16 protein-coding genes and 1 pseudogene are annotated in these 21536 nt (G+C 40.6%); 12 read left to right on the forward strand and 5 right to left on the reverse strand.

Annotated features, from left to right (window positions below; all coding sequences use genetic code 11):
* Nucleotides 1–71 precede the first annotated feature (71 nt).
* Nucleotides 72–848 carry an amidohydrolase gene (locus QE382_RS04570; RefSeq protein ID WP_307184870.1) on the forward strand — a complete coding sequence of 259 codons (777 nt, stop codon included), beginning with the start codon at nt 72–74 and terminating at the stop codon, nt 846–848.
* Nucleotides 849–1111: 263 nt separating this feature from the next.
* Complete coding sequence (locus QE382_RS04575) at nt 1112–1555, forward strand: MarR family winged helix-turn-helix transcriptional regulator (protein WP_209580454.1); 444 nt, start codon at nt 1112–1114, stop codon at nt 1553–1555.
* A gap of 100 nt (nt 1556–1655) precedes the next feature.
* On the opposite strand, the gene QE382_RS04580 is transcribed toward QE382_RS04575, so the two are convergent.
* The 4 genes from QE382_RS04580 to QE382_RS04595 form a co-directional block, all read right to left on the reverse strand.
* Nucleotides 1656–3212 carry an FMN-binding glutamate synthase family protein gene (locus QE382_RS04580; RefSeq protein ID WP_307184871.1) on the reverse strand — a complete coding sequence of 519 codons (1557 nt, stop codon included), beginning with the start codon at nt 3210–3212 and terminating at the stop codon, nt 1656–1658.
* A gap of 186 nt (nt 3213–3398) precedes the next feature.
* On the reverse strand, nt 3399–4022 hold the full coding sequence (locus QE382_RS04585) for a Rossmann-like and DUF2520 domain-containing protein (RefSeq protein ID WP_307184872.1): 624 nt from the start codon (nt 4020–4022) through the stop codon (nt 3399–3401).
* A gap of 141 nt (nt 4023–4163) precedes the next feature.
* On the reverse strand, nt 4164–6623 hold the full coding sequence (locus QE382_RS04590; RefSeq protein ID WP_307184873.1) for a heme lyase CcmF/NrfE family subunit: 2460 nt from the start codon (nt 6621–6623) through the stop codon (nt 4164–4166).
* Between the two features lie 19 nt (nt 6624–6642).
* Nucleotides 6643–7050, reverse strand: a complete 408-nt coding sequence (locus QE382_RS04595) for a cytochrome c maturation protein CcmE domain-containing protein (RefSeq protein WP_293956832.1) — start codon at nt 7048–7050, stop codon at nt 6643–6645.
* A 338-nt stretch (nt 7051–7388) separates the two neighbouring features.
* On the opposite strand from QE382_RS04595, the gene QE382_RS04600 reads away from it, so the two are divergent.
* The gene (locus QE382_RS04600) at nt 7389–8348 is read left to right on the forward strand and encodes a lipid A deacylase LpxR family protein (protein ID WP_307184874.1); all 960 of its coding nucleotides are present in this window, start codon (nt 7389–7391) and stop codon (nt 8346–8348) included.
* 80 nt (nt 8349–8428) lie between these two features.
* Here the strand turns inward: QE382_RS04600 and QE382_RS04605 are convergent, their stop codons facing one another.
* Nucleotides 8429–9679 (reverse strand): dicarboxylate/amino acid:cation symporter, encoded by a 1251-nt coding sequence (locus QE382_RS04605; RefSeq protein WP_307184875.1) that lies wholly within the window; start codon nt 9677–9679, stop codon nt 8429–8431.
* A 263-nt stretch (nt 9680–9942) separates the two neighbouring features.
* Here QE382_RS04605 and mnmC2 point away from each other — a divergent pair, with 263 nt between their 5' ends.
* The 9 genes and pseudogenes from mnmC2 to QE382_RS04650 all read left to right on the forward strand — a co-directional run.
* Nucleotides 9943–10623, forward strand: a complete 681-nt coding sequence (gene mnmC2 / locus QE382_RS04610) for a tRNA (5-methylaminomethyl-2-thiouridine)(34)-methyltransferase MnmC2 (RefSeq protein ID WP_307184876.1) — start codon at nt 9943–9945, stop codon at nt 10621–10623.
* A gap of 112 nt (nt 10624–10735) precedes the next feature.
* Nucleotides 10736–11314, forward strand: a complete 579-nt coding sequence (locus tag QE382_RS04615) for an RNA polymerase sigma factor (RefSeq protein ID WP_307184877.1) — start codon at nt 10736–10738, stop codon at nt 11312–11314.
* A gap of 190 nt (nt 11315–11504) precedes the next feature.
* Entirely contained in the window at nt 11505–12698 is a 1194-nt protein-coding gene (locus QE382_RS04620; RefSeq protein WP_307184878.1) for a FecR domain-containing protein, read from the forward strand.
* 133 nt (nt 12699–12831) lie between these two features.
* Entirely contained in the window at nt 12832–16179 is a 3348-nt protein-coding gene (locus QE382_RS04625; protein WP_307184879.1) for a TonB-dependent receptor, read from the forward strand.
* A 44-nt stretch (nt 16180–16223) separates the two neighbouring features.
* Nucleotides 16224–17141, forward strand: coding sequence for a RagB/SusD family nutrient uptake outer membrane protein (locus QE382_RS04630; protein WP_307184880.1), 918 nt, complete (start codon nt 16224–16226; stop codon nt 17139–17141).
* A complete protein-coding gene (locus tag QE382_RS04635; RefSeq protein WP_307184881.1) occupies nt 17134–17745 on the forward strand; it encodes a RagB/SusD family nutrient uptake outer membrane protein in 612 nt (203 codons plus the stop codon). Before QE382_RS04630 ends, QE382_RS04635 begins: the two co-directional genes overlap by 8 nt.
* Before the next feature lie 11 nt (nt 17746–17756).
* Nucleotides 17757–18902 carry a metallophosphoesterase gene (locus tag QE382_RS04640; RefSeq protein ID WP_307184882.1) on the forward strand — a complete coding sequence of 382 codons (1146 nt, stop codon included), beginning with the start codon at nt 17757–17759 and terminating at the stop codon, nt 18900–18902.
* A 177-nt stretch (nt 18903–19079) separates the two neighbouring features.
* Nucleotides 19080–20744, forward strand: coding sequence for an SWIM zinc finger family protein (locus QE382_RS04645; protein WP_307184883.1), 1665 nt, complete (start codon nt 19080–19082; stop codon nt 20742–20744).
* An 89-nt stretch (nt 20745–20833) separates the two neighbouring features.
* A pseudogene (locus tag QE382_RS04650) lies at nt 20834–21478 on the forward strand (Rpn family recombination-promoting nuclease/putative transposase); the annotation flags it as partial.
* Nucleotides 21479–21536 lie beyond the last annotated feature (58 nt).

The raw sequence follows: 21536 nt of genomic DNA on the forward strand, positions 1-21536 counted from the left end.
TTAAAATTTGTATCTTGCCGTTAAATGGTTATTTTTTATAAAATAATTAAGTAAATTTTTAGATTACGTTCATGGAGCCTTTAAAGATCACCGTATTTCAAGCATACCTATTTTGGGAAAATATAGAGAAGAATCTCAATAATCTCGCATTGAGACTTTCCGCATTACGCGAAAAAACGGATGTTATTATTCTTCCCGAGATGTTTAATACAGGCTTCACCAATAATGTTAAGAAATGCGCGGAACCTGCAAATGGACCTACAACAAGATGGCTATTTGAGATGGCTGGTTCGCTTAATTGTGTTGTTGCCGGTTCATTAATCATTGAAGATGGTGGAAAATATTATAATCGTTTTGTGTGGATGTTTCCGGATGGCAAATATGTAAAATACGACAAACGCCATCTCTTTGGATTATCGAAAGAAAATGAATACTTCGAGGCTGGAAATGAACGCATTTTAGTAGATATTAAAGGCTGGAAAATTTGTCCAATGATCTGTTATGACCTTAGATTCCCTGTTTGGTCTAAAAATCAAAATGGTGCATATGATATTTTAGTATACACGGCCAGCTGGCCTGACAAGCGATCTGCACATTGGAGAGCCCTTATTCCAGCACGCGCGATAGAAAATCAAGCCTATGTTGTTGGTGTGAACCGCGTTGGGCATGATGGTAATGATGTTTATTATTCTGGTGGTTCGATGTGTATATCTCCACTAGGGGATGTAGTGTATTACAAACCTGAAGATGAAGACTTATATACATTTACCTTAAATCCCAATGATCTATTGGAAGCCCGTGAAAAATTCCCTTTCCTGAGAGACTCTGATTCCTTTACGATCAGCTAACTCCTTTTGAATTAGGTATAATTGCAAGCAATAATTTTGGTTGTATACTTTTTATTTGCTAATTTCAGTCTGTCATAAATCAAATTTTGATGATTTATCAACATCTACTGATGACATGTTGATAAATTTTGTTTGTAGAAGCTATGCTAAAGTGTAATTTAGGCTAACTGTTAGCCACAATACATTAGCTTTTTTTTACATTATATGAAAGACAGCATTTTATTGCTATAATAAGTTGCGTAAACAACCATAACCATTATTATATGTTGCACCAAGATTTAGTATCACAAGAGTATTTTTATAATTTCCTAACGGGCAAATATTCCATTGCAGTAATGCGAAGGTTACAACGTAATCTTCGTGAGGCCGGATTAAGCATTACTTCTGAACAATGGAGTATCATGTATAACCTTTGGGTGGAGGAGGGGCTTACCCAGCAGGAGTTAGCTATTCGTACATTTCGGGACAAGCCGAGCGTGACTCGGCTAATAAATAATTTGGAACGGGTCAATCTGGTTATTCGCGTAAATGATAAAAACGATAGACGGTCTAATCTGATCTATTTGACAAAAACGGGAAGAAAGATGAGGGACGAGGGCATGAAGCAAGCTAGAAATACAATTGAACAGGCCTTGGAGGGGTTGAACGATGATCAGATTGCTGTCTCAAATACGATTTTACATCGTGTACTCTTTAATCTAGCATAATTATTTATGTTCGGCTTCTTCCTGAAGTAAGCGAGCTATAAAAAAGTCCCCTATGCTGATTTGACATAGGGGACTTGCTGTTTTATTTAAAAAATGCCGATTAATCTTCGAATAGCTTACTTTCGAAATCTGTGCGGCTGTTGACCAATTTACCTTCATTTCCGAAGTAAATTTCTTGAAAGCTCAATGTCCGTATCGCATCTACTTTACGATAAAATTTATCTGCCGATACGTCAGAAAGTGTTTTGAATCCACACGCTTCCATAATTTCGACAGTAGCACGTAAAGTGTTACGATGGAACTGAGCGACACGCACATATTTATCGTTCACGTCTAGTCCTTTGTAGAGGTGTGGTTGTTGTGTCGCCACCCCAACTGGGCAAACGTCTTCATTACATTTAAGTGCCTGGATGCAACCCAAAGCGAACATCATACCGCGCGCGCTATAACATGCATCTGCTCCTAGGGCGATAACTTTTAAAATGTCGAACCCGGTGACGATACGGCTGGATACGATGACTTTGATGTGTTTTTTTAGGCCGAAAGAAATTAAGGTTTTTGTGACAAATGCAAGTGCGTCATAGAGCGGCATACCTAAATTGTCCGTAAACTCAAGTGGCGCGGCTCCCGTACCACCTTCCGAACCATCTACAGAAATAAAATCTGGAAAAATCTGCGTATTTTGCATCGCATGACAGATATCCATAAACTCATTTTTGTCTCCGATACAGATCTTAAAACCGATGGGCTTCCCGTCAGACAATTCACGCATATGTTGTATGAAGTGCATCATTTCTGTTGGCGAAGCGAATGCACTATGCGCTGGAGGTGACATGACGTCTGTTCCGGGAATAACGTGACGAATGGCAGCAACCTCAGGTGTATTTTTTGCAGCTGGAAGGATACCCCCATGACCTGGTTTAGCACCTTGTGAGAGTTTCAATTCAATCATTTTCACGTTTTCACGGGTTGATTTTTCTCTGAAAAGTTCGGCATCAAATTTTCCCTCTTTATTACGACACCCAAAATAACCTGTACCAACCTGCCAAATTAGATCACCGCCATTGTTGTGATAGTCACTGATGCCCCCTTCACCCGTGTTGTGCGCAAAGTTTTGAAGTGCAGCCCCTTTGTTTAAGGCCGTTATTGCGGTTTTGCTTAAGGCACCGTAACTCATTGCTGAAATGTTGAACACACTTAAACTATAAGGCTTTTTACAAGCGGAGTTTCCAACCGTAGTGCGCAGGTCGTGGTTTTCGATATGACAAGGGAACACAGAGTGCGCTGCCCATTCATTCCCGACGGCCTGCGGATCAGTCTGCATACCAAATGCGACAGTTTCACGTTGGTTTTTTGCACGCTGGTATACAATCGAACGCTGTCGTCTGTTAAAAGGACGTCCATCCATGTCTGATTCCCAAAAATACTGTCTCAATTCAGGACGAATAGATTCAAAAACATAACGGAAGTATCCAACCAAAGGATAATTGCGCAGAATGGCATGTTTAGTTTGGAAACTGTGATATAATGCTATCAATAGCAGTGGAAATGGGATGATAAGCAGCCAAAACCAGCTTGATGTAAATATAAATCCAAATGATAAGATGATTAAATTAATCACTATCATTATTGAAAGAATGAGTTTTCTAACTTCCATAGAAAATACGATTATTTATTTTTGATTCGCTATTTTTAATTTTAGCCCAACTGATTATTATAGTACTCAATTAGCATTCCAAAACACGCTTTTGGACGAAGCAAATGTACTAAAGTTCCCTAAGTAAATAGCTATATTCACCCGTTTGGAATAAGTTTTGACAAGTTTATAACCGTTTCTAACAAACTATTTTCTTTTAGTAATCTCCTGCGATAAAAGTTGATAGATTTGCTGTAAATCTGGTTTATTACTAATAAATTGCAAATGTTTTTGCATTGTTTTGCTGTCTTGTCGGATGGCTGGTCCTGTCTGAACTGTTATCGGAATATGATTTTGAGCTTTTTCTGCCGTCTCCCGGATGATTGGTTTGATCAGATCAAAGGATAAGTTGTTTTCGTTGAGAATCTCATACGCCATCTGATAGAGGATGTTCGAAAAATTATTGACCATGACCGAAGCAAGATGAATAGCTAAACGCTGGTGTGAAGTACAATATAAGCTGTGCGGGCTTAAGTTGCGTGCGAGCTGGAGTAGCATTGCGCTATTGTTATACGTATTACCTTCAACACAAAGCGGAACGGTGGAAAAATCGACTGCTTTATCTCTAGATAAAGACTGTGGTGGATAGATGACACCGGCGTTCTCAAATCTATTGAGTACGGCCAGATCTGTTGCGCCTGAACAGTGGATAACAATTCCTTTTAAATTTTCAGGTAGCGCTTCTACTACCGGTATGATAGCATTATCCGCAACCGCAATAAGGTAAAGATCGGCATTTAAGTCAAGTTCATGCAGCTGGTCAATTGCCACGCAATGAAGATCAAAGGCCAATGCGTCTGCATTGGCCTTTGTTTTACTACTTATAGATCTGAACGACTTGCTGTCCTATTTTTTGAAACTGTTTTGCGAAATGTGTGGCTGCATTTCCGCTCCCTAAGATCACTATGTTCATTATTTCAATGCTTTTCGTTTTTCCTCTTTGTTCCTTCTCACAATGGACATGATAAAGCCGATTGTCATGACAATTGTGCCGCACCAGAAAAAGTTGATGTAGGGGAATTTAATGGCTTTAAATACGACCCATTTTTTTTCTGGAAGGGGTTTTTGATAAACCATAATTTCCAGTTTATCTTTATCGGGCTTAATACCCGTAAATCTGAATTTAAGTCCTTGTTCATTGACATCTTTATTGAAGTCATAAACTCCACCATCTTTAATGAGGTAGATAGGTTGTACCTCATATTGTTTGTTGTCGGCGGAAAATACCTTTATTTTCAATCCAACCATAACATCGCCTGGACCCTTTGGAATTTTCTCTAGTTGAGCTTCCTTGTTTAGGCCTTCAATGACATAATAGCCATTACGATAGCGTAACGTATCGCCGATGTTTACTTGATATGTGGCTGGCTCCTCGTAGTCTTCAAAACCAGTTTTCTCTTCTGCCGAAACTTTCGCATGTGTAGCCTGACTTTCAGCTGCGGCAGCGGTAATCAATGTATATACATCATGTGTAATATAATGTTTGGTCGCTGGGGTACCAATCAAACCACCCATTTTTGCATTGTTTTGAGCAAAAGGTTGCAGAACAAACTGCTCCTTTACCTTTCCTGTTTCTTCGTCAATTCGTTCATATTTTATTTTATAAAACGTATTTGGAGCAACGATGCTGTCACCGATATAGGTGATTTTGTATTCCCCCATCTGTACAGGTTCGCCCTCGGTCAAGAATAAATTTTCGCCAGGTTTCTCCACTTTGTCAAAGCCTGATACGGCGATGTATCCTGTATTGTTAACAGAGATGACCTCATTAGTTGCTGCAGCGACCATGGCACCGATCAGCAAGAGTCCGAAACCGATGTGGGCTACGGAAGAGCCCGCGAGTTTCCATTTACCTTTAACAGCATCTCCCAATACACGGATATTGGCCAAAATACAGAAAATACTTGCGAAGGTGATTAAAATATAGATCAGGTTGGTATAAGTCTTCGTCACATAAACAACTGCGGTAGTTAAAAGAAGAGATACCACCAATGATGCTACTGTAGACGCCAAAAACTTGCGACTGTCGGTACGCTTATATTTTAAAAATTGCGTAAATCCGGTTAAGATCATAACGATAACAGCAAAGCCTGATTGCCATTTATTATAATGTTGTATCGGATCTAAAGGCGGGGCTACTTTTGTACCAAAGATTTTGTTAAATACCGGAATTGATGTTGAGGCGATGATCTGTGCACAGGCGACAGTCAATACCAAAGCGCCGATAAACATCCAGAATTCTCTGGAGTAGATATCTTCATCCTTTTCTGTGATAGGCATTTCTTTCTTTTTAACTGTCAGAAATACCACCATAATAACTAAAAATACGACATTGAACAATATCAGTTGTCCACTCATTCCCAAATCAGTAAAAGAGTGCACTGAAGTTTCTCCGAGAACACCACTTCGCGTCAGGTAAGAGGCATAAATCACCAGCACAAAGCTGATCATCGCTAAAAAAGTAGCGGTGAAGTAGGAATGGCCAGAATTTTTGTAAGCGACCATGACGTGTACCGCTGCGATCAACGTAAACCATGGAATAATGGATGCATTTTCTACGGGATCCCAAGCCCAAAAGCCGCCAAAGTTAAGTGCTTCATAAGCCCAGAATGAACCCATGATAATACCAGCTCCTAAAATCATCACAGCAAATAGTGCCCAAGGAAGTGCAGCATTGATCCATTCCTTGTAACGTTTGGTCCAAAGAGCGCCCGTTGCATAAGCAAAAGGAACAATCATAGACGCAAAGCCAAGGAACAGTGTTGGTGGGTGAATCACCATCCAGTAGTTCTGTAATAAAGGGTTTAGACCATTGCCGTCTTTAAGTAGCGACAAATAGTTTGCTTCCTTTAGAATAGGGAAATCCATTGCATCCCGCAGGAGGATAAATGGAGAACTTCCGATGCGTAAACCTAGTAACTCAATTCCTATGATCATCGAAGCTAAAAATGCTTGACACAACATCACAAAGGTCATAACGGACGTTTCCCAACTTTTGGCTTTGAATAATAATATTGCGCCTAATACGGTTTGCCAGAATGTCCATAGCCAAAAGCTTCCTTCCTGCCCTTCCCAGAAACTGGAAATGATATAATAGGTCGGTAAGTCTCTCGAAGAGTGTGCAAAAGCGTAATTATATTCAAAATAGTGATTGTAAATAATATAAAATAAAGTTGCGCCGACAGCTACGACTGACACAGCATTCACCCAGAATGCAATACGAGCAATTTTTTTCCATGAAGTCTCTTCAGGAGTGTTAGTCGCGAAAAAATAAGCGATACAAGATAAAAGTGCGGCACCAAAAGAAAGAACAATAAAGAACTGTCCGATCTGCCCGGGTAGCAGGTGCTCACCAACGTAATTAACGTCCATTGAAAATTGATTTTACAAATTAATTATTGAAAGCAGTCGCATTGATCTCGGTAACGACCGATTTATCGTTATATTTTGACGGACATTTCATTAAGATCTTACTTGCCCTAAACACATTTCCATCCATTTTACCCGTCAATACAATTTGTTCTGAACGTTCAATATCTTGAGGTTTGGCACCCTTAAAAATCACTTCACACTCTGTACCATCATTGTCGAACATGAAAAACGAGAATTTGTTGGCGTCGGTCTTAGGATCATAATGAAGCGCTTTTTCTTTATTTAATTGACCTACCACATACAGTTCGGTTTTCTTTTCTTTAGCTTCGGTAAATGTCGAATATGTACTTGAATCGGTGTAGATAACAAGTATCATGGCAATAGCGACAGCGATGATAGCGATTAGAATAATTGAACTTTTTTTCATTGTATTTACTTATTTATAAGTGTTTGATTATATCGAAAACATAAATCGTTTCACTCAGTTTCTTTGTTTTGATGATGAGGTTTATTGGGTAAAATATTTAGATCACTTCTTATAAAAATCCCGAATTTCTTACATTTGACACCTAATCGAATGCAAAATTACAAATAGATTCGCTAAGAAAGGAATAATGCAACTTTTCCATATTATTTATATCTATTCTAAATAGCTTAAATTAGTTTGAAAAATAGGAGGTATACCAATGCTTTTCAATACTTTGATGTAAGATTTGCTTTTTCGATTCTGATGATTTCGCATGAATTTTACAATTGCCTGTTAATATGAGTGTTGGTTTGCGATCCTTAGGGCTCCTGTTGCCCCTAATATCTTCGTGTTTTCTTGTGTTTGGGCAGGTGAAATTCCGTAAACACGAAATTTCTATCCAAAATGATAATGATGTTTACCTCTTGGTGGGCCAGGATAGGTATTATACGAATGGTATCAATGTCAATTATCGTGTGGCAATACAACCCAGGAGCGATGTGCAGACTTCCAATACTGTTTTGGACTTTGAAATTGGACAACGAATCTATAACGGCATTAGCATAGTGGACTATCGTCGGCAAAATAGGACATATGACCGGCCTTTTGCAGGTTACCTTTATTTGAGCGCAGGTGCAACCCGGTTTCTAAAGGAGGATCAAGTTGTAGAAGTAAAGGTGGAATTTGGGCAAATCGGCTCCAGATCCTATGGTGAAGAAGCACAGAAGTTTATCCATCATCTTTTTGGACTGTATGAGGCCACAGGTTGGGAAACGGAGTTGCGCAATGCATTTGGTGTGGATATGCAGGCGAAGTATCTCAAAGGAATTTACCGGAATGAATCGCAGTCCTTCGATCTTGGCATGATAGGAAGAGGTGTACTGGGCATGAACAACACCAATATCGAGGCAGGAATTCCGATACGTGCAGGTAAACTCAAATCGTACCATGCTTCGACCTTTACCCGTGGACATCTGACGCAGGCCAGAAGTAACAACGAGAAGGAATGGTACTTTGTCTATCAGCCTAGTTTGACACGGGTTTTTTATAATTCCACTATACAAGGGGGATTGGGGAAAGATGATCCGATCGGTGAATTATATCAGATTGAACCGTGGATGCTCAGTCATCGCGTCGGATTCAACTGGTCTGATCATAAGGTTCATTACGGCATTAATTATATTTTCAATTCCAAGGAGCTTAAGTCTGTCTTCCATCGACATCAATACGGACAGTTATTCTTTGCTTACCGCTTTTAATACGTTGAGCAAAGACCAATTTCCACTGGTATTACCTCTGATTGATTGAACTTAAGCTGAATAACTTGCATGTTCAGGCTTTAACCCTGATTTACTGGGACAGGATCTGTGAGTTTTTGTCCGATGAGGCGGGTAGTGAGCATTGCAGCGACCGTATCGCCTGTCGCGTTGAGCATAGTCGCTAACGGATCTACTAATGTCGCAATGATCATAATTGAAGGAATGACCTCAGTCGGCATTTGATAAACCGATATGATGAGCATCTCACCGATATATCCTCCGTTTGGGATACCGCCCGCAACGATGCTGACCAACAAGGTGATCCCGACTGCCATGATCATATTGCTTGGTTCAAAGAACTCTTGTCCACTCAACAGCAGGGCAATGTAAATTTTAAAGATACAGGCGATGGCTGAACCATGTTTATGTAAGGTCGTGCCCAAAGGGATGACGACGCTGGCTACCGTATCGGGGATGCCAATTTGTTTCGCTGCCAGTAAGTTGGCCGGCATGGTCGCAAGGCTGCTGCAGCTGCTGAGGGCAGTCAGAGAAGGTAAAATATTGTTTTTCCAATAGCGTTTGATACCTTTGAGACCAGATGCAAGAAAGGCAAAGACACTAAATACCACGAAGAAGTAAAGTACCCCAAAGAGATAATAAAGGCCAATAGGTTTGGCATAGAAGCCAAAGAGCTGTGGGCCAAGGGTACCGACTTGATAGGCAAAATAAGCGCCGAGACCTAGTGGAGCCAGTTTCATGACCATGACCAGTAAATTGCCCATGACGGCATTTCCGGAATTAATGAATTTTCGGAATATATCAGCGGAAGCGCCAGATCTGCGTGTGGCGATACCTACCAAAAATGAGAATATCACAAAGGCAAGCATATTCTGCCGGGATAAGAGACTGGAAAATTCACTAACAGTTAGGAATCGAACCATTTTTTCACCCCAGGAATCATGAACGGCTGTATCCATGATATTGTTTGCCTGTTCGATGGCGAGTGGAGCGTATACCGGAAATAAGTAGAGAAAGAATATGGTCGATACTCCTGCAACGACAATACCGACAACAAATACGAATGACATCATGCCAATAATTTTGCCCAACACACTGTCACCTTCAATATTGGCCACAGACGAAGCTATTGCGAAAAAGACCAAGGGTATAACACTGACGAAGAGCAGATTTAGAAAGATATCCCCAATTGGCTTAAGGTTATCCACAAAATGTGGAAAAAAGATACCAAATAAACTTCCGATACTGATGCCAAGAAGCAGGAGTAAGATGCTGCCGTAGTGCTGTATAAAAGTTTTTGCCGAGTATGCCATTAGGTTCAGTGATTGCTTCGTGTTTACGGCGCTAAAATAATCTTTTTATCTATTATTTTCATTTTACGTTTTGATAAAGATTAATCGGAGTTTATTCGAACCGGCTTTTTATCTTTGAACGAATCTTCTGATAGCATACCGTCGCGGTTGCAGGTAGAAAGTTGGAGTATAGAGGGCTGTTGTGTCGAATGGAACCGAAGATTCATGAAGACCTTGTTTATGTCTTGTTGGGAGAGGGAGATAAGGCTATTAGATTTTTAATAATGAGTATAAGAAAAATGAATTTTGTAACGACCGGAGATGGCTCGAAGACATTGTACAATGCCGAGATCGGCGAATGTTATCATTCAACACATGGGGCCGTACAGGAAAGTAAGCATGTGTTTATCAAAACAGGTTTGGATCACTATGTGCAAAAGACAGGAGCTTCTAATGTTGCTATCCTGGAAGTAGGATTTGGTACCGGACTTAATTTTCTTCAGACAGCCGATTTCATTCGGGACAGGTCATTTCAGGTAGACTATGTTGGAATTGAGGGTTTTCCATTGCCACTGACGACCATCGCTGAGACAGGGTATAATGAGACCGTAGATACAAGCGTCTGGTCGGCTTATTTTGATAACTATGAAGCCGCATTGCAGCAGGAGATGCAAATTCATGAACGTTTACGACTCACTATTGCTCATACTTTATTGATGGATTTTCAAACAGAAAAACAATTTGACGTCGTATATTTTGATGCTTTTGCTGCCATACATCAGCCCGAAATGTGGAACGATGCGGCATTGGCACATGTTGCGAAGTTCGTTAAACCGGGGGGAGTCTTTGTGACTTATGCGATTACGGGTAATCTTAAACGTAGTATGAAATCTTTGGGCTTTTCTATTGAGAAGGCTCCCGGCGCACCTGGAAAAAGGGAAATGTTACGGGCGACAAAACTTTAAACAGCCTGTTGTTCCATTTTAAATTATTGTTAACTGTTTGATAATCTAAAAAGTGTTTTCTAATTTAGCTTTGATATTAAGGCTAACCTAATAGTTCACTTTCCACTACCTCATGACAGATTCACAGTTGATAGACAGTTTGAAGGAAGACAACCAGACAGGGTTTGTGGCTATTTATCATAAATATTATAAACAGCTGCTTTTCTTTGTTTTGCGTTACCTGAAAGAGGTCGATGTCGCTGAAGAGATCGTAGCGGATATTTTTGTTAAGGTATGGTCCCGCCGATCCGATTTTCATTCCATGGAAAGTCTGAGGGCTTTTATTTATATTACGGCAAAACATGCCAGTCTCAACGCTATTCGGGACAAACGTACAAAAGGTATTCAGGAACCTTTATCCAATTATGAAGATCTACTTACGGATGATCGCGATGCTTTTTCAAAGATGATTCACGCAGAGCTGGTACATGCCATCTTTAATGAAGTTGAAAAATTGCCTGAAAAGCAAAAAGAAGTCTTTAACCTAACTTATCTGGAAGACAAGACTGTAGAAGAAATTGCAGACCAGCTGCAGATGAGTCCAGCCGCCGTATACACGAACCGCTCCCGCGCAGTGAGTACGATTAGAGGGCTTTTAGGGGCAAAGGATGCTTTAACACTCCTTGCATTCCTATCCTTTGTCAGTAAGTGACAGACAGCAAGTAGAAACCCGGAAATTTATGTTTAACAGAATATATTGCCTATGCAATATAAGATCTAATGATTTTTTAAAAAAAAACATTTGCCTGATACACAGTCTTTTGATTCTTTTTGTGTTTTTTTCTGTAAGATAATCTTATGCTTCGTGTTTCTATCGTCAACAAGGAAATGAAAAGAACATCATGTATACGATAGATCATATTATTCAATTACTTCAAGCTTACCTAAAAGGGGAGATTCTCCCTGATGAGCATGCCGAATTAAGCAAGCTGTTTGAAAAATATCCAGAATTACAGGACTTGGCTAAGAAATTGGAAGATCCGGCAAATTTGCGCGAGGAATTACAGGCTTATGAAGAATTTTCGACGTCAGATCCGGCGCAAGAACAAAGGATTCTGTCGAATATTATCGATAAAATCGAGGCCCAGGTAGATCAACCGCCCAAACACCGATGGAGGCAGTATGGTTGGTATGCTGCCGCAGCTTGTTTTATTGCTGTTGTTGGCTTGGGAATATGGCAAATAAATAAACGAGATGGGATAGATACGTCGGATCCTGCTACTCCTGTTGATGCTGTTAAATTAGCAGAAAATCTTCTTCCCGGTGGAAATAGAGCCACCCTTCAGCTTGCGGATGGTACCGGTATCGGACTTGATCAACAGCAGATGGGGATCGTGATGGGTGATGAGATAACCTATACAGATGGTTCAGTCGCCTTGGCGACTGCAAAAGATGAAAAACGCATGATTATCTTGTCAACTCCCCGTGGTGGACAATATCAGATCGCCCTTGCAGATGGGACCAAGGTTTGGCTCAATGCTGATACACGCCTACGCTACCCCAATAAATTTACAGATGAACAACGGGTTGTTGAACTGGATGGCGAAGCTTATTTTGAAGTCGCCAAGGTCGCTGGAAGGCCATTCATCGTTGTTACAGCAAAGGAAAAAGTAGAAGTGTTGGGAACTCATTTCAACGTCTATTCTTTTCCAAAAGAGAAGGAGTCCAAAGTTTCTCTGCTGGAGGGTAAAGTAAAAGTCTCCGTCCCCGCAGGAAAGACAAGGCTACTTCAGCCGGGGGAGCAAGCTTCGGTACAAGGGGAAGAACTTTCCGTACAACAGGTACTTGTGGATGAAAGTATTGCCTGGAAGAATGACGAATTTATGTTCAATAACGAACCTTTGGGGACAGCACTGGCTCAGGTAGCACGCTGGTACGATATTGATATTGAGATTGACCCAAGTGTAGCCAAGATGAAACTATGGGGATCAGTTTCACGCCTTGATAATTTTGATAAAGTGTTAAAAATCATAAAGATGACCGATGATAAAATTAAGGTTCAAATCGAAGGAAGGAGGGTCCGATTGATGAAATAAGAACCAAAAATCACTATATCCTATTTCGTCTATCAAAAAGCTGAGGAAGGTGGTACTTCCCCAGCACATTTTGGTCCGAAATTTTATAAAACGCGCTTAACTGTTTATTAAACTAACAAACCAATCAAATGTAATGAAAAAGTATAAATACCTCATTATTATGAAAATGATTATTATGCTTCTTTTATTTACACTGGGACAGCTCCATGCCGGAAGTTTTGCCCAGACAGTAAATATTAAAAAGAAGAATAGTTCGATCGTCAACGTATTTCGTGAAATCAAAAAACAGACCGGATATACTGTTCTGTGCAAATCAGAAATCGTCAATAATACACCTGTTATTACGGTTGATTTCAATAACGTTCCTTTGGACCGTGCTTTGACAGAGCTTCTTACTCCACATGGTTTAACCTATTTTAAGGAGGGAAAATCAATCGTTGTTAAGGCTGGAAAGACTGACTTGGCGATTGATCGCTCACATAGCACGGCGAAAGACAACACGCTTGAACTGCAAAAGAACATTCATGGTCAGGTCACCGATCAGCAGGGTAAGGCCCTTTCAGGTGTAAGTGTTACCGTAAAGGGTACAAAAGCGACTGTGGGTACAGATCAAAACGGAAATTATTCGATTGCTGCCAACCGTGGAGCGACGCTAGTTTTCAGTTTTTTGGGCTACGATCGCAAGGAGGTTGAAGTGACTGGGGAAACACTCAACGTGAGCCTGCAGTTTAGCCAATCCAATCTGGAGGAGGTTGTTGTCACGGGCTATGGAACTTTTAAGAAGGCAGATTATACGGGATCGGCTTCGACGATTCGGACCGACCGCATGGCGGATGTTCCGGCAGTAAACTTCTCAACTATGCTACAGGGCAATGCCCCCGGTGTTCAGGTAAACTCCCTATCGGGACAACCCGGAGGAGCGACCGATATTCGTATCCGCGGTATGGGATCCATTAATGCCTCCAACAAACCCTTGTTTGTCATTGATGGTGTACCTGTAATGTCTGAAAATATTGCTTCAAGCAGTTCTAACAATGCCGGATTGGATGTCATGTCGACCATAAATAGTGCCGATATTGAGCAAATTACGGTGATCAAAGATGCGGCAGCAGCTTCTCTTTACGGTTCACGCGCTGCCGGTGGTGTGATCTTAATTACCACCAAGTCCGGCAAAGCAGGTAAGCCCGTGTTTTCAGTGAAAGGAGACTATGGGCTATCCAGTCAGGCGACAGATTTTCGCGAAGTAATGGATGGGCCACAACGACGTGAGATGCTTTTGGAGGGCCTGCGCAATAGAGCTCGCTATTTAGATAAACTAACGGATGAGACCAAGATTGAAGATTATGCGCAGGCAAATATTGATAAATATGCACCTAAGCCGACAAGCGGTTGGGCAGATTGGAAAAAAGAACTTTTTCGTCGCAACTCACCATTCAGAAATGCAGATATATCTGCTTCGGGTGGAGATAGCAAGCTTTCCTACTATACATCCATGGGTTATACCAACCAGACAGGATTATCCTATCAGTCAGGCTTCGAGCGTCTCACTGGAAGACTGAACGTCAAGTACAAAATGAGTAAAAAGATGGAGTTGGGGGCCAATATTTTGTATTCCAACATTACACAAGATGTCAATTCTGAAGGAGGAGGTTATACCTCCCCAATCTATTCTTCACGTCATAAGATTACGGCATCAGAGCCGGTTTATAACGAAGATGGATCTTTCTACCTGGATTTCTTTTCTAATGGCCCACGTAATCCCAAGGCTTCTTCCCTGTACAATTTCCGACGGGAAAAAGGTGACCGTTCATTCAATACGGTTTTTGCCAACTATAAATTTATTGATGGGCTAGTTTTTAATACAACTTTTAGCCTGGATCATACAACAACGCGCTACAACTCCTGGTCGGATCCTCGTACCTCGGATGGCGAAAAGACGAATGGTTCCTTGACCACAAGTTTTTCGGACTATAAACAAATGGTATGGCGTAATAGCCTAACATACACCAAAACAATTGCGGAGAAGCATCATTTGGATATATTGGGCGGTTATGAGGTGAATTCTTATCGTAAAGAAGGATTGAGCGGTGCCAAGGACAATTTTCCGACCGTGGATAAAACGGTGTTGTCCAACGGTTCGGTTTTGATCGATGCTACGGGATCCAATAGTGAGTGGCGTTTGCTCTCTTACTTGTCACGTGCGAACTATAATTTTGATGACAAGTACTTTCTAGGAGGTAGTATTCGTATGGATGGTAGCTCGCGGATTCACCGTAGCAACCGCTGGGGAACATTCTGGTCATTGTCGGGAGCTTGGAAGTTTACAAAAGAAGACTTTATGGCATCTTTAAATGATGTGATCAGTGATGGTAAAATCCGTGTTTCTTATGGTACCAATGGTACGTTGCCATCCAGCTATTATACGTATATGGATTTGACAGGTTTTGGCTTTCCCTATAGGAATAACCCTGGTATACGGGAAATCCAGATTGGAAATCCGGGTCTGAAATGGGAAAAACAGAATAACCTCAATGTAGGTTTAGATTTACGTTTGTTTGAACGACTGGGACTTACCTTTGAATGGTACAAGCGTCAGTCATCGGATTTGTTGAATGATGTTCCTACATCTTACACAACGGGATTCTCATCCTATCTGAGCAATATTGGAACGATTCGCAATTCGGGTATTGAGCTCGACCTGAATGCAGATATTCTACGGAGTGGGGCATTTAAATGGACATCGAGTTTAAACTTTGGAATGAACCGTAATAAAACGATTGCCTTATCTGATGGTAGTTCGGAACTGCGGGATGGGACACAGATTCACCGCATCGGACAACCCTGGTATAGTTATTATTTAATCGAATTTGCAGGGATTAATAAAGATACCGGTGTACCACAATATTATATTAATGATCCTGCGAATCCCGGATCGAGAGAGATAACTGAGGATTATACTGCTGCAACACGGATATTGTACAAGAGTGCAGATCCCAAGCTTGTAGGTGGTTTTACAAATACATTCCGTTATAAATTTTTGGATCTGAATTTCACTTGGACTTATTCACTGGGTGGAAATTCCTATGATAGTGGTGCGCAGAAAACGGAGTTGGGTGGTAAAACAGGTTATGACAATATTCCAAAATATTACGAGCGGAGATGGCAAAAGCCGGGTGATGAAACCGATATAGAGATGTTTATGGTCGGAAATAAATATGACATGAGCAGTGTGGCCAATACTCGTCGTGTGCATTCTACTGACCATATCCGTTTGAAAAACCTGACTTTCGGGGTTTCTATTCCGCAGCATATCTCCCGTAGACTAAAAGTGAGTAATATCCGGGCTTTCTGTTCTGGTATGAACTTACTGACATTTGCGGCTTATAAAAACTACGACCCTGAGGTACCTGTGGATGGAGTGGTATATTTTGAATCCCCTAAATTGAAGACAGTAACCTTCGGTTTGGATGTTAAATTTTAAGGAGTAAGCACTGATTCGTTCATGATTATAATTTGATTTTTCAGATGAAAGGAATTTTAAAATATGATCATGATAATCACCCCATCGGTATGATGGGAAAAAATAAAATAGAGATGAAGAATATAGTATCAATAGCGTTATTGTCCTGTGCATTGCTGACAGGCTGTGGCAATAAATGGCTGGAGACAGCACAGCCAAGCACCTCAACCGAAAGTTCGGTGGCCATTAAATCGGCAAATGAGGCAAGTTACGCATTAAATGGTATTTACAATATTATGCGTGGCTATGAATATTATGGCGCGCGCATGACTTATTATGGAGATGTCACTGGTGAGGATATGCTCGCTAATGGCGATACAAAGCGTGCAGCAGGTTATTATCTTTTTGACTTTAATAAGGATAATACACCATCCTCACTTTGGTATCAACCTTACCGTGTGATCCGTAATGCCAATGGAGTATTGGCCTATGTAAATGGTGTGCCTGCCGACCAAATGACCGATGTGCTCAAGGACATCAAGGGACAGGCATTAACCATGCGTGCAATGGCCCATTTTGACTTGGTTAAAGTATTTGGGGTACCGTACCTGGTAAATCAAGGCGCTTCTTTAGGGGTGCCTATTGAGACGGAGAAGCATGTGTCTACAAGCAAACCGGCTCGAAATACCGTTAAAGAGGTTTATGCACAGATTATTACAGACCTTGAAGGGGCAGATAGCCTATTGAGCACAGCAAGAAATGATGGTAAGCTGAACAGATTTGCTGCAGAGCAAGTATTGGCACGTGCCTACCTGTATACTGGAGAAAATGCAAAGGCCTTTGCTATGGCAACCGCATTGATCAAAAATGCTGAAGCTGCGGCAAGCTCAAAAAAAGGGCAATACCAATTATGGAAAAAACGAAGAGTATGCGACGGTGTGGTCGAAGGACTTTACAAGCGAAATATTGTTTCAGTTGTCTAATACCAAAGTGGAGGCCAGTGACTCAAAAGAGGGGATCGGAAACCTGTTATGGCGTCTGGGCTATAATGACATTATTCTTTCAGACGATTATTTGAATTTGCTGAAAGATGATCCGAATGATGTGCGTCAGAAAGTGATTACCAAATATACCAGTAAGCAGGTCGATTATTACTATTTGAATAAATATCCGGGCAACACGGCGGAGAATGAAAATCCTGAATTTGCTGATATTCCGGTTCTTCGGCTATCGGAAGCATATCTGATTGCGGCTGAGGCAGCGGTGAAATTGGGTGATAATAGCAATGCACTTAATTATTTAAATGCCATTGTCAAGCGTGCTAATCCGGCCAAGTCGGTAAGTGGAACGGTAGACCTGAACCGTGTGATGGAAGAACGTCGTCGTGAGCTCGTTGGTGAAGGTCATCGTTTATTTGACGCAATGCGTAATAATCTACGGATAGAACGTAAAGGTAAAGCGCACGTTTCGCCCTTATTGCGACCTGAGACAAAGTCATTTGACCGAACATACTTCAAAACGCAGATGGCTATTCCGAGAAGGGAAATAGACGTAAATCCAAATATTGTTCAAAATACCGGCTATTAAAATAGTTCACGATGCAAAACAATCGGAAATATAATCTTAAACACCTGTGTACTGATCCAAACTGGATCAGTACACAGTACTTTTTACTTTTTATATTGTTTGGTTTTCAGCAGTTACATGCACAGGCTCAACAGCTGTTGGGGCAACATGATGGCCCTTATTTCTTCTACGAAGCGGGGAATACCAAATCTGTACGCGTAGTTGATGGAAAGATACAAGTCGATAATTTAATTAAAGAGCCTTTCTCGGTGTCCACAGAAGATGGTCAGTATCACTTTGAGGTTTCGCGCCATCCTATCACAGTTCCCAAAGAGGTTTATCGTCCTAGCGACAAGATCATAGTACTTTCCGATCCGCATGGTGACTTTGCCTCTTTTTATGCTATTTTAAAGGCGCAAAAGGTGGTTAATGCGAACTATGAGTGGACTTTTGGAAAGAATCAGCTAGTCGTTATAGGAGATGTGTTTGATCGGGGAAAAGATGTCCTGCCTATTTTTTGGCTGATTTATAAATTGGAACATGAAGCTGTTAAGGCTGGAGGACAGGTTCATTTTTTGCTGGGCAATCATGAGGAAATGTTGATGCGTGGAAATTATAAATATACGCAGGATAAATATAAGGTATTAGCGGATTCCATCGGCAGGAGCTACCGTGATTTTTGGTCATCAGAGACGGAATTGGGACGGTGGCTACAGAGCAAGAATACGATGGAGAAAATAGGTGATTATCTTTTTGTCCATGCGGGGCTGAGTACGGCAATGTTGGATCCAAAATGGACTATTCCTGCAGTCAATGATTCTGTCCGCCGTTATCTGTTCCATACGAAAGAAGAGCGGCAGCAGTCGGAGGCGGCATCATTTCTTTTTGGAAGCGAAGGTCCATTATGGTACCGTGGTATGGTGGTAAAGGAGGAAAAATACCATCCGTTGGGTGAAGAGGATTTGAATAACATGATGAAAATATATGGTGCTAAGCAGATTTTTGTAGGGCATACCATTTTCCCTGAAGTAAGTAGTTTTTATGAAGGGAAAGTGTACGGTGTGAATGTCAATAACGAATCCAACCGACTGAAAGGACGCAGTCGGGGGCTGCTAATGGAGGGAGGTAAAATTAAGGTAATCTACGATGATATTACCAAGAATAAAGTAATAAATTAGATCGCTTAGGCATCGCAGTAATGATAAAAGGCTGGAACTAAATTCCAGCCTTTTATTGTGTTGTCTATACGGGAAAGAAAACATAATTTAGTGATTATCCATCAATTAAAAGGACTGGATGATAGTTTATGGAGAATGCTTAACAAGAAGGATATCCGGTTAGAAATACAAGTCAAAATGAGAATAGCACAGATCTTAGCTAAGCAGAGTGAAACCAAGCTTACAAAAGCTAAAAAACTCGTCGTTCGTGAATTGGAGGAAGTTGAAAGTAAAGGAAATTTTGTGGCTTATGTAGATGAGGGGGGGGAATCTTATGATGTAAATATCCAGTTGGATAAAGATGATATTGTCGGTCATTCATGCGACTGTGGACGCAGGGATACCTATTGTATACATCAAATCGCGATACTCCTGATGCTCTCGACAAATACGGAGAACCCTTTGACCGCGAAAAAAAACGCAAATTCAGCCATTGGGAAGAAGGTGAAAGCGAGTGAACAACTGTTGTTAACCTTAGAACAGGAAGCACTAGCCTCTTGGCTTTTGGAACTTTTCAAATCCAATAAAGATATTGAATTACAGTTTCTGTTGAAATTCGGGAAAAATCAAAAAGAATATCAGTCGGCGGATGTCGATAAAATTTTAAAAGATGCAGTTACCTCGGTGGTGGGTAAACGAAAGAAAATAGAAGCTTCAGAAGTTAAGAAGATTGTGCAGCTATGGGAAAAGGCACTTGAGCCTTTTTGGGAGTATTTAGCGCTGAATATCGGAAACGAAAAAATCATTGATCTGTTTTCAGCAGTATATCAAGCTGTTTTGGACCTTGAATATAAACTTTTCTATACGGGCACGCGTTTTAGAAAGTTTATTGAAACCGGAAACTCGAAAATAGCTGGAATCATCGCTCATGTTGATTCTGACATACAGTGGGCCGCATTGACAAATTCGTATTGGGATAAAATGTGGGCGGAGGATAACGCACAGGGGGGGATGCTGGAGTTGTTTATACAGATCTATGAAAGTTCTTCTATAGAACGGAAACGTTTACTGGCCGACAAAATAGAAGATCTGATCACCTCCCTGTTAGAAGGGCACTATTACATGTCCGTAGCGGTTGATGGCTTCTTTTTAGATGTATTGCTTGAGAATAATATGTTTGACAACAGTGCTGATTATTTTGTACCCCGCCAATGGGAAGCGAAGTATAATTTGAAATTAATAGAAGCAATAAGAGATCATGATCCCAACAAAGCGATTGATTATTGCAACAGGGTGATCGCTGGCAATGTAAATTCAACTTATAATGATCCTTTTTTGGAGATTTTAGAGGACATATACGCGGATAGTGGAGATTTTAGCAAGCTTGCCTCTATTAAAATGGAAAAATTTTCAAGTGCTCCGAATATTGTTGATTACGTTTTTATAATGGATCATTCCAACGATGAGGAGCTCAAGAAGAAATTTAGGACGAGGACATTGAGTATGCTTCGCAATAATATGGGATATGCAGGGTCTGATGAGCTGTATTTCAGGATATTGGAATATGAAAAGAATTATAAAAAAATGCTTGAGGTGATAGATTATCGTGTTCGTCCTTCTGTACTACTGAAATTTTGGAAATATCTTTATGCCCACGATAAGCTAAGATTCTTGCGTGCTATCGCAGCTAATGTACAGATTGATTATCGTACGGATCCATCGGCACTTGAACAACTGATTCTCAAGATAACCGATAATTATGAAAGCGACGTCATTAAGATATTGTTCAAGCCAGACGCGTGGTCGAGCCATCAACGAACTTTTAAGGCAATGGTCTATAGTAGATTAGATAGTTTGAAATAATATTCATTTCTGAACTTTTTAATCAGGCTGAAATTGTTTAGCAATTAAGTCATTTAATTGTCGAAATGCAATAACTTCCCCAAGATTTTTTCCGTGATCGTATGGTTTATTACAGCTCGCGTCTTATACATACATTAGTTACACGCGGACATAGCGGAAATACCTATGAGTTACCAGAAGTTTACTTCATTGGTATTCTTAATTTTGCATTGGATAACATTGATAATGATCGATACTATTATGATGTGGTACTTTGTGATCGTGAGAAAGGTGAACAGTTTTATGATAAGTTAGGCTTTAAACTTCTTTGTTTGCCTAATTTTCGCAAAGAGGAGGTTGAGATAAAAAGTTTTATGGACATGTGGCTTTATCTTTTCAAACATATGTCTAAACTCAATGAAATACCGAAATTTTTGGATAAGCGTGTCTTTGGTCTTATCTTTGACATAGGAGAGGTGTCAAATCTAAATTCAGAAGATATGAAAGCATATGAATTGAGCCTTAAGGATAAAAGAGATGCGGAAAGCATTCGCCTTACAGCGGAACGTATAGGCATGGAAAAAGGCATTAAAAAAGGCATGGAAAAGGGAATAGAAAAAGGTCGGGAAGAGGAACGAGCGAAAGCTGAAGCTGAGAAGAGAATCTCAGCCTTAAAGATGTTGAAGAGCGGTTTTGATTCCAAGGTCATAGCTGATATTATAGGATTGTCAATTGAGGAGATTGAGAAATTGTAATAGCGTGTTTAATCGAATCGCCTCTTCGGTGATATCAATGATAAACAATTAAGGTATT

Source organism: Sphingobacterium zeae (genome assembly GCF_030818895.1).
Taxonomy (GTDB): Bacteria; Bacteroidota; Bacteroidia; order Sphingobacteriales; family Sphingobacteriaceae; genus Sphingobacterium; species Sphingobacterium zeae.